Source organism: Kitasatospora sp. MAA4 (genome assembly GCF_029893355.1).
GTDB lineage: Bacteria > Actinomycetota > Actinomycetes > Streptomycetales > Streptomycetaceae > Kitasatospora.
Map to the genome: position 1 here is coordinate 1 of NZ_JARZAI010000061.1, position 2,908 is coordinate 2,908.

Annotated in this window: 1 protein-coding gene, 1 rRNA gene and 1 pseudogene; all 3 read left to right on the forward strand. The window is 71.2% G+C overall.

Translation table 11 applies throughout. The features are described 5' to 3' along the window. Window positions 1-92, forward strand: a 5S ribosomal RNA gene (gene rrf, locus P3T37_RS36920); the annotation flags it as partial. A gap of 138 nt (window positions 93-230) precedes the next feature. Next, window positions 231-1,472, forward strand: a pseudogene (locus P3T37_RS36925) (hypothetical protein); the annotation flags it as partial. Window positions 1,473-1,862: 390 nt separating this feature from the next. Then, window positions 1,863-2,783, forward strand: a complete 921-nt coding sequence (locus P3T37_RS36930) for a tetratricopeptide repeat protein (protein ID WP_280728343.1) — start codon at window positions 1,863-1,865, stop codon at window positions 2,781-2,783. Window positions 2,784-2,908: the final 125 nt, after the last annotated feature.

Below are 2,908 nucleotides of genomic sequence, written 5' to 3' on the forward strand. Positions count from 1 at the left end.
CGCCCGGTTACATTCCGAACCCGGAAGCTAAGCCTCACAGCGCCGATGGTACTGCAGGGGGGACCCTGTGGGAGAGTAGGACGCCGCCGAACAATTATTCAAGGCCGCGGCCCCAGCGATTCGCTGGGGCCGCGGCCTTTTTGTTTTTGGCGTGATGCAGGATCTGTCGGCTCGCTCCGTCGCCTTCCAGGCGCGGGGTTGGAGCTGATGCTTGACAATGGAGACGGTGTGTGGCCAGGCGGCCGGCACCGAGCCGCCCGGGCGCAGTCGCTGTCCGGAGCAGCGGCACAGCTGATGAAGCAGAAGGAGTCACCGCGATGTCGAACCCGCCCCAGGACCGTCCCGAGCGTCGATCGGACGATGGCCGAGGCTACGAGCCCCGCTCGCGCGGCGGATCGTCGAGCGACCGTGGTGGCCCGCGTCGCGATGACCGCCCCTCCTCGGGTGGCGACCGTGGCGGCTTCCGCCGTGACGACCGTCCGACTGGTGGAGACCGTGGCGGCTTCCGCCGCGATGACCGCCCGTCCGGTGGTGGCGGTGGCGGTTTCCGTCGTGACGACCGCCCGACTGGTGGTGGCGGCGGTGGCTTCCGTCGTGACGACCGCCCGTCCGGCGGTGGCGGCGGTGGGTTCCGCCGTGACGACCGTCCGAGCGGCGGTGGCGGCGGTTTCCGTCGCGATGACCGTCCGTCGGGTGGGTTCAACCGTGACGATCGTCCGTCCGGTGGTGGGTTCCGCCGTGACGACCGTCCGTCCGGTGGCGGCGGTGGGTTCCGCCGTGACGACCGCCCGTCCGGTGGCGGCGGCGGGTTCCGTCGTGACGACCGTCCGTCGGGTGGGTTCAACCGCGATGACCGTCCCTCTGGTGGTGGGTTCCGTCGCGATGACCGTCCGAGCGGCGGTGGCGGCGGTTTCCGTCGCGATGACCGTCCGTCGGGTGGGTTCAACCGTGACGACCGTCCCTCCGGTGGTGGCTTCCGTCGTGACGACCGTCCGTCGGGTGGGTTCAACCGTGACGACCGTCCCTCCGGCGGCGGGTTCCGTCGTGACGAGCGCCCCAGCAGTGGTGGTGGCTTCCGTCGTGACGACCGTCCCTCCGGTGGCGACCGTGGTGGCTTCCGCCGTGACGACCGTCCGTCGGGTGGTTTCAACCGTGATGACCGCCCGTCCGGTGGCGGCGGGTTCCGTCGTGACGACCGTCCGTCGGGTGGGTTCAACCGTGACGACCGTCCGTCCGGTGGTGGCTTCCGTCGCGATGACCGCCCGAGTGGTGGTGACCGTGGTGGCTTCCGCCGCGACGAGCGTCCGAGCGGTGGTGACCGTGGTGGCTTCCGTCGCGATGACCGTCCGTCGGGTGGTTTCAACCGTGACGACCGTCCGTCCGGTGGCGGGTTCCGCCGTGACGACCGTCCCTCCGGTGGGTTCAACCGCGATGACCGCCCCTCTGGTGGTGGCTTCCGTCGTGACGAGCGGCCCAGCAGTGGTGGCGGGTTCCGTCGTGACGACCGCCCGTCGGGTGGTTTCAACCGTGACGACCGTCCGTCCGGCGGGTTCCGTCGTGACGAGCGCCCCAGCACTGGTGGTGGCTTCCGTCGCGACGAGCGTCCCTCCGGTGGCGACCGTGGCGGGTTCCGTCGCGACGAGCGTCCGAGTGGTGGCGACCGTGGCGGGTTCCGCCGTGACGAGCGTCCGTCCGGTGGCGACCGTGGTGGCTTCCGCCGTGACGACCGCCCGAGCGGTGGCGACCGTGGCGGGTTCCGTCGGGACGACCGTCCCTCCGAGGGTGACCGCGGTGGGTACGACGACCGGCGTGGGAACTTCGAGCCGGTTCGCCGGCTGCCGATCCCCGAGGACGTCACGGGCATGGAGATCGACGCCGATGTGCGTCAGGAGCTGAAGAGCCTCCCGAAGACGCTGGCCGACGACGTGGCCCGCAACCTCGTGATGGTCGCCCGCCTGCTCGACACCGAGCCGGAGGAGGCCTACCAGTTCTCCCGGGTGGCGCTCCGACTGGCCTCCCGCGTGCCGTCGGTGCGTGAGGCGGCCGGGTTCGCGTCGTACATGACGCAGCGCTACGCCGAGGCACTGACCGAGTTCCGCGCCTCCCGCCGGATGACCGGCCGCGCCGACCTGTGGCCCGTGATGGCCGACTGCGAGCGCGGCCTGGGCCGCCCGGAGCGCGCGCTGGCGATGGCCGGCGAGCCCGAGGTCAAGCAGCTGGACAAGGCCGGCCAGGTCGAGATGCGCCTGGTGTCGTCGGGCGCCCGTGGCGACATGGGCCAGTTCGAGGCCGCCGTCGTCACGCTGGAGAGCCCGGAGCTGGCCTCCCACTCCGTCCAGCCGTGGACGGCCCGCCTGCGCTACGCGTACGCCGAGGCGCTGATCGCGGCCGGCCGTGCCGACGAGGCGCGCGACTGGTTCGCGAAGGCCGCCGAGGCCGACCCGGACGGCACCACGAACGCCTCCGAGCGGCTCGCGGAGATCGACGGCCTGGAGTTCGTGGACGCGCTCGACCCCGAGCTCGACGTCGACGACGAGATCAGCGAGGTCGAGGCCGAGGTCGGTCAGGACGCCCGCGACGACCGCGGTCCCCGCGACGACCGCGGCCCCCGTGATGACCGGGACGACCGCGAGGACAACCGGGTGATCTTCGAGGACGACGAGGACGTCGAGGAGTACTACGACGACGACGACCTGGAGATCGACGAGGCCGAGACCGGCGATGCGGAGCGCGAGCTGCGCGACCGCGAGCTGCGCGACAGTGAGAACCGCGACCGCAGCTGATCCGAAGTGAACGCGAAGAGGCCCTGCCCACCCCTTGGGTTCCAGGGGTCGTCGCAACACCACTGGTTCTAGGTGGTGAGTAGATCACGTAGACGCTCGGCTGGGGTATCCCAGTCGAGCGTCTT